Below are 6,585 nucleotides of genomic sequence, written 5' to 3'. Positions count from 1 at the left end.
GAATGGCATTAGGCTCAGCCCTCCCGTATTGACCCCTTCAGAACGTGGCTGTGCCCCAACGAACGAGGCGCTGACAGCGCAAGATTACCCTGGCTGCGGCTTTATTCCATAGCTACCGTTCAACGTGTAATGGATTTGCAGCTATTCGGCTTTCGCCCGACTGCTGAACATCTCGGCGACGGCTTCAGTAGCGAGCGCCTGGTTTTGCTGAACAACGTTCATAATCTCTTCGGTCGCTAAGCTCGTATGGCCTGCGAGTTTTCGGACTTCATCAGCAACCACAGCGAAGCCCCGCCCCTGTTCTCCGGCACGTGCTGCTTCAATCGCCGCATTCAAGGCAAGAAGGTTGGTCTGCGACGCAATGCCACCAATGGTCTGAACGATTGAACTGATCAATGCAGATTGCTTGCCAAGCGCCTCGATGCTGTCGGTTGCTAGCTTCATTTGCTCAGCGATACTCCGCATGGTATCTACCGTTCGGGTTACCACGACAGCGCCGTGTTCGGCACTAGAGTCCGTTCGTTGCGACACATCAAATGCAACGCCAGCGGCATCTTTAACCTCTTGTTCTCGAGCTACCTGGTCGGTGACGACACTCGCAAATTTCACGACTTTGGCTAAGTTACCTTCAGTGTCATGCACCGGGTTATAGGTGGCCTCTAACCAAATATCGTTCCCACGCCCGTCCACTCGCTTGAACCGATTCGCCACATATTCCCCACGGTTAAGCGTCTTCCAGAAATTGACGTACTCATCGGATCCCGCTTCTTGTGCCGAACAGAACAAGCGATGATGTTTGCCTACGATCTGGCCCAGTGAGTAGCCCATGGCATCCAGGAACTGTTTGTTCGCCGTGATCACGGTGCCATCCAATCTAAACTCAATGATAGCCGTTGACCTCACCAGCGCTTCAATCAAAGCCTGGTTCTCCTTGGACTCCTCAACGGTACGAGTGATCTCACTGCCGTAGCCCTGAACATGAGCCAAGCTCCCGTCCTGGTTTCGAATGGGAAGCCAGTAGATTTTCAACCATGCAAGAGTACCGTCAGCCCGCAGGTAGCGGTACTCGTCACTGACGGGCTCGAACCGGGCCACAGCTTGATTGAACGCGTGGAAGCAAGGAAGATTTTTGACGTAAGGCGGAACAATCTCCGAAAGCGGACGGCCATGCAGGTGATCGCCTGAATACCCCAAGGTTTCTAAGAAAAAACGATTGACTGCACAGATCCGAAACTGAGCATCAAGTCTTATGGAAAGCATCCCTCTGTCCATTTGCTCGACCTGCTGACGTAGCAGATGGAGCTCCGCACTCTGCTCCTGCAGCGTTTTCTTGAGTTTGCGGTTGAACAATTTTTTCGCTCCACGTGCGCTGAATAAGCAATTATCGACAAAGGCCACTATTTCTTGAGTCGCCAGTCAATTTTTAATTGAGTTGGGATTCGCCGGGCGCGATTGACCCCTGCTGGCAGCATTCGGCTAACCTCACCGCCGGCGCTTGATCTGAATAAGCGTGCGCGCGACGGCGCTGCAATCGACAGCGCATGGGGGCTACTTGCGCCGGGCTTGCTGGCGTAGTTGCTGCAGCTCGGTTTGAGCCTGGGCCGCCCGTTTGTCAACCGCCAGCAGCTGTGCACCGGGTTTGACCTTTATCAATCGCGCCCGAAGACACAAGGGTAGAAACAAAGACTCATGGCACTTGCCCCCTCGCCTATCCGCTACCAGAGCCGATGCGGTACGCCTGAACAAGCTGGGTGCCGTAGTACTTCCTGGCCAAGGTGCCTGCCATGCTCGGTGTGACACTGATCAACATGCTGGTGGTGATCCTGGTGGTGATCATTCATTACGAATGCCTCCTGCGCCTCAATGACTGGCTCCCTCGGCTCAAACTCTGGAGCCGCTTTCGCATCGTGGCAGGTGTATTCGGCGCACTGCTGGCCCACGCTGTGGAAGTGTGGTGCTTTGCCCTGGCCTATTACCTGATGGCCCACGCCCCAGGCTGGGGCACGCTCAGCGGCAATTTCGACGGGAGTTTCCTCGACTGCGTGTATTTCTCCTTCACCACCTATACCACCATAGGTTTCGGTGACATCGCGCCAACCGGCCACCTGAAGTACCTCACCGGCCTGCAGGCTCTGACGGGCCTGGTGCTGATCACCTGGACCGCGTCTTTCCTGTTCCTGGAAATGCAGAAGTACTGGAAGCCCAAGTAGGCTGGGTCAGGCACCTGGAGGTCAGTGCGCAACTTCAGGCAGGTGTTGGCCATGTTCGATGAGGTCGGGCTTGTGCCTTTGCATCATTGCCCAAGTGAAGCAATTGACAAGTGTCAAGTCAGCGCAAGCCTTGCTGCCGACACTGTACTTCCTTGTTCACTAGACCCAGAGGACATTGCCATGACGCCCGCCGAGACTTCCCGTATGCACATAACCCCTATGTTCCCCAAGCCTTCGGGGGAATACTGGATCGAAGCCCTGGACAACGGCGTTCACGTGCTGATCAGGCCCTTGCAGCCCCAGGACCGTGAACGCGAAAAAGCCTTCATTGAACGGCTATCCCCTGAATCAAGGCATTTGCGCTTCCTGTGCCAGGTCAGGGAACCCGGTGAAGCCATGCTCGACCAGCTCATGAAGGTCGACCAGGATCGCCAGGCGGCCTACGTCGCCCTCGCCCATGTGGATGGTGAATTGCAGGAGGTGGGCATTTCCCGCTACGCCACCGCTAGTGGCAAGGACGAATGCGAATGTGCCGTTACCGTCATGGACTGCTGGCAGCACCAAGGCCTGGGGCGCCTGCTGCTCAAGCACCTGATTGATCATGCCCGGGCCAAGGGCTTGCGGGCGATGTATTCGGTCGACGCGGCCGCCAACCATGCGATGCGCGACCTGGCCAAGGCGGCGGGGTTCACCACTGCCGCTGACCCGGATGATCCCAGTCAGGTCATTCACCGGCTCTCCCTGATCTGACCCTGGGCCGCCGTACCCTCACGGCTCAAGGTGCGGCGGCTCAACTACGGGAGTTACCCCATCAACGGCCCTTCAAAAAAGGCGCCTCATCAAACAGCACGGCTTCGACATCGCCGTCGCCGCCCAGGCCGAGTGGCGGGGGGCCCGGCATGTGGATCGGTACGCCCGGGGTTTCAAGGCGTGACAGCGCGCCCCTTATCGGGCACCAGGTCGAACTGCGCGAGGCAACGCTGCTCATCCGCGGGGGGCAGCGCCTTCAGGCCGCTCACTTCCTGCAGCGGCGTGTCGAACAGGGCCAGGCGCAGCACCCCGTTGCGCTCCAGAAAGGACTCACCTCCCGCACCCGGCTAGCGCACCGGGTCGATGGCGACGGTTTCCTGATACTCCGGCACGAAGACCTGCCAGCCGAGTTCGAGGTGGATGCGCCGCCGCAAAGTGTCGGCAGCGTGCGGCTCGCCATGAATGACATAGGTCTGCCGCGGCGGCCGGGTAAAACCGCGCAACCACTCCATGATTTCGTCGGCGTCGGCGTGCGCGGAGAGGTTCTCCATGGCGTGCACCTGGGCCCTTATCGGCACATCTTCGCCGTGCAGTCGCACGCTGTGGGCACCGGCGACGATATCGGCCCCCCGCGTGCCTCCAGCCTGAAAGCCCGAGAACAGGATGCTGTTGCGTGGATTGGGGGCCAGTGCCTTCAGGTGGTGCAGCACCCGGCCACCGGTGGCCATACCGCTGGCGGCAATGATCACCGCGGGTTCGCGTAGCTGGTCCAAGTGCCTGGACTCATCCACCGTGCGCACGATATGCGTGCCTTGGCACATGCCGGCGCACTCGGCTGCAGTCAGCCGGTGTTCGCTGCGGTACTGCTGGTAGAGGGCGGTGGCGTCGGTGGCCATCGGGCTGTTCAGGTAGACGGGGATATCCGGAATCAGCCGGTCGCGCTTGAGCGTGTACAGGTAATACATCAGCAGCTGGGCGCGGCCAACGGCAAACGATGGTACCAGGGTGATGCCATGGCGCAGCAATGTTTCATTGATGACCGTGGCCAGATACTGTGCAGTCGATTCGTTTGGGTGCTGGCGATCACCGTACGTCGACTCTATCAGCAGCACGTCGGCGGTCCTGACCAGCTCAGGCGCACGCATGATCGGGTCCTGAGGGCGCCCCAGATCCCCCGAGAACAGCACGGTCTGGCCTTCGGCACTGATCTGCACCGTCGCTGCGCCGAGGATATGCCCGGCGGTGCGCATCAACAGCTCCATGCCATTGGCGATCGGCACTGGATGATGCAGCTCCACGGGCTGCAACAGGGCCAGGGCCTGCCTGGCGTCCTGCTCGGTATAGAGCGGTCGCGCTGGCGTGTGCTTGGAGTAGCCATGGCGATTGGCATGCTCGGCTTGCTCTTCCTGCAGGCGCGCACTGTCCAGCAACAGGATCTGCGCCAGGGCACAGGTAGCCGGGGTGGCGTAGATCGGCCCGCGGTAGCCCTCTCGCACCAGTACCGGGAGATAGCCACTATGGTCGAGATGGGCATGGGTCAGCACCACTGCGTCGAGGGCACGCAGGGCCGGCGACAGCGGCTCCCAGTTGCGCAGGCGCAGTTGCTTGAAACCCTGGAACAGCCCGCAGTCGATAAGTACCCGTGAGTTGTCGCAGGTCAGCAGGAATTTGCTACCGGTCACGGTCCCCGTGCCGCCAAGAAAGGTGAGTTGCATGGTTCAAGGCTCCCACTGCTCGGCGACATCGGGGTGGACCGCAAGCACGCTGCAGGGTGGGTGGCTGACAATCCGCTCGGTGGTATCGCCCAACAGCTTTGCCAGCCCTTTGGGCTGCACGACCCCCATCACCAGCGCATCGATAGCCAGCGCAACCACCTGTTCACGGATGACCTGCACCGGGCCGCCTTCCATGAAATGCCTGCACTCCGGCGCGACGCCCTCAGCGTCGGCCAAGGCCTCGAAGGGTTCCTGCTGCGCTCCACGCATCTCTTCGAGCCAGGCTTGGGTAACATTCATGTCCGCGGCAAACACCCCGGCCAGGTGGTAGGCGGACAACAGGTGCAACGACGCGTCGCACTGCACCGCCAATGCCTGGGCGGCGCGGATGAGCCCACGGTTGAAGGGTTCCTGTACCGCAGGCACCTGGCTGAACGTGGTATCCACGCAAACCAGAATCCGTCGCGGCAGCGTAACGGCGTTCAACGGCACGAAGTGGGTGATGACCTTCAAGCTGCGCATCAAGGCACAGTCCAGCGGCGTGCCGAACAGCCGCGCCAGGGCCGAGGTATTCTCGCTGTCCTTGAGCACCATGTCGGGCTGCAGTTCGCTTATGTAGTCAATGGCCATGCTACGGATATCGTCGGCGTTCAGGCTATCGACCGTCAGCGTGATGCCACTGCCACGATGATGCGCGACCAGGCTCTGCAGCTTGACTCGATAGTGTTCGTATTGGCGCTTGATGTCGGCCTCGCTAAGGCGCTCCTCGCGCAACAGGTGCTCCTCGGTCGGCTCGAACAGACCCAGCACATGCACGCTGGCGCCACTGAGGTGCGCCAGGGCCAACGCCCTGCGCAACGCCGCTGAATGCGTATCGACCTCGGTGAGCAGCACCAGCAGTTTTCGGTATTGACCCATGATGAACCTCCGAGCTTGCGCCACTGGGGGGATACAGGCGATGTTCCCCGCCCAACCGCGCTGGCGCTTGATGCAGGTCAGAAAACCGCCACCAGCGTTGAATTTGACCATTGTCAGAATCGAACCGGTTGGCCACGTTAAAACGGCTGCACCCGTTACCGATCAGGCCATCGGGAGGCAGCATGAACGGGCAGCAGAATCGTCCATGAACTGGACTTCAGCGCTGGAGCCAAAAGGCCCTGGCGGGCCTTGTACGGTTCCCCCTGGAAATGCGGTGCTCTGCATGCTCCGGCATTTTGGGGAGGGGCGATTGGCGCGGTTGAGCCCGGCCCGTTCCGCCCTGGCTCAGGCAATCGGATAACGCTTGAACAGATCTGTCTGCTCCAGGCGGGCCGCATGGGCATTGAGGGCCGGGAAATCGCTCGCCTTGACTACGTCGGGCAGCATCGACTGCATGAACGACCAGGCCACTGCACTGGTGACCCCGGCCTGGTCCGGGCGCAGGCCGTGCGACGCCTGCGCCGCCCACTGCTTATCCAACTCAGTGCACGCCGCCAGCAGCTGACGGGTGACGCGTTCAACCCAGGGCTGATGAACCTTTTCCGCCGGTCGAAGCTTATGTTCATAGACGATCTGCACCGTCTTCTCGCATGCCGCCAACGCCAGCCCCACTCTACTCAGAGCGCTGGCCAACGCCTGCGGTTGGCTTGGCAATAACTTGCTCTGGGGTGTGCTGAGGCTCTCGAAATAATCGATGATCAGCGTCGAGTCCATCAGTACGCAGCCGTCATCGAGCAGCAGAGTCGGCGCTTTGACCACCGGATTGACCCTGGAAAACGCTTCGAACGTGCTAAACACCGACAGTGGGTCATGTTCAAACTCAATACCCAGAAGGTCCAGGGAAATAGCTACCCGGCGAACGTAAGGTGAATCCAGCATCCCAATGAGTTTCATCGATAGTCTCCTTGATTGATGGTGACCGCTAATACCGT

Annotated in this window: 7 protein-coding genes and 1 pseudogene; 2 read left to right on the top strand and 6 right to left on the bottom strand. The window is 60.0% G+C overall.

Translation table 11 applies throughout. The annotated features are described in order from the left end of the window. Positions 1–141 precede the first annotated feature (141 nt). Together ACF8SD_RS08880 and ACF8SD_RS08875 are read right to left on the bottom strand one after the other, a co-directional pair. A complete protein-coding gene (locus tag ACF8SD_RS08880) occupies positions 142–531 on the bottom strand; it encodes a methyl-accepting chemotaxis protein (protein ID WP_392484229.1) in 390 nt (129 codons plus the stop codon). A 42-nt stretch (positions 532–573) separates the two neighbouring features. After that, positions 574–1,398, bottom strand: a pseudogene (locus ACF8SD_RS08875) (PAS domain-containing protein); the annotation flags it as partial. A 386-nt stretch (positions 1,399–1,784) separates the two neighbouring features. Between ACF8SD_RS08875 and ACF8SD_RS08870 the strand changes: the two are divergent. Next, positions 1,785–2,210: a potassium channel family protein gene (locus tag ACF8SD_RS08870; protein WP_173889225.1), complete on the top strand. Its 426-nt coding sequence runs from the start codon at positions 1,785–1,787 to the stop codon at positions 2,208–2,210. Positions 2,211–2,390: 180 nt separating this feature from the next. After that, positions 2,391–2,960: a GNAT family N-acetyltransferase gene (locus ACF8SD_RS08865; protein WP_173889227.1), complete on the top strand. Its 570-nt coding sequence runs from the start codon at positions 2,391–2,393 to the stop codon at positions 2,958–2,960. A gap of 173 nt (positions 2,961–3,133) precedes the next feature. Here ACF8SD_RS08865 and ACF8SD_RS08860 read toward each other — a convergent pair whose 3' ends face one another. From ACF8SD_RS08860 to ACF8SD_RS08845, 4 genes are all read right to left on the bottom strand, one after another. After that, positions 3,134–3,268: a hypothetical protein gene (locus tag ACF8SD_RS08860; protein WP_283246108.1), complete on the bottom strand. Its 135-nt coding sequence runs from the start codon at positions 3,266–3,268 to the stop codon at positions 3,134–3,136. Between the two features lie 39 nt (positions 3,269–3,307). Further along, positions 3,308–4,675, bottom strand: coding sequence for an MBL fold metallo-hydrolase RNA specificity domain-containing protein (locus ACF8SD_RS08855; protein ID WP_392484226.1), 1,368 nt, complete (start codon positions 4,673–4,675; stop codon positions 3,308–3,310). 3 nt (positions 4,676–4,678) lie between these two features. After that, the gene (locus ACF8SD_RS08850; protein WP_392484225.1) at positions 4,679–5,593 is read right to left on the bottom strand and encodes a universal stress protein; all 915 of its coding nucleotides are present in this window, start codon (positions 5,591–5,593) and stop codon (positions 4,679–4,681) included. A 345-nt stretch (positions 5,594–5,938) separates the two neighbouring features. Beyond that, positions 5,939–6,547, bottom strand: coding sequence for a glutathione S-transferase (locus ACF8SD_RS08845; protein ID WP_173889233.1), 609 nt, complete (start codon positions 6,545–6,547; stop codon positions 5,939–5,941). Positions 6,548–6,585 lie beyond the last annotated feature (38 nt).

It is taken from the genome of Pseudomonas sp. CJQ_9 (genome assembly GCF_043106615.1).
Lineage (GTDB): Bacteria > Pseudomonadota > Gammaproteobacteria > Pseudomonadales > Pseudomonadaceae > Aquipseudomonas > Aquipseudomonas juntendi.
The sequence above is the reverse complement of the archived record's forward strand: the minus strand, read 5'-3'. Positions and strand labels throughout refer to the sequence as shown.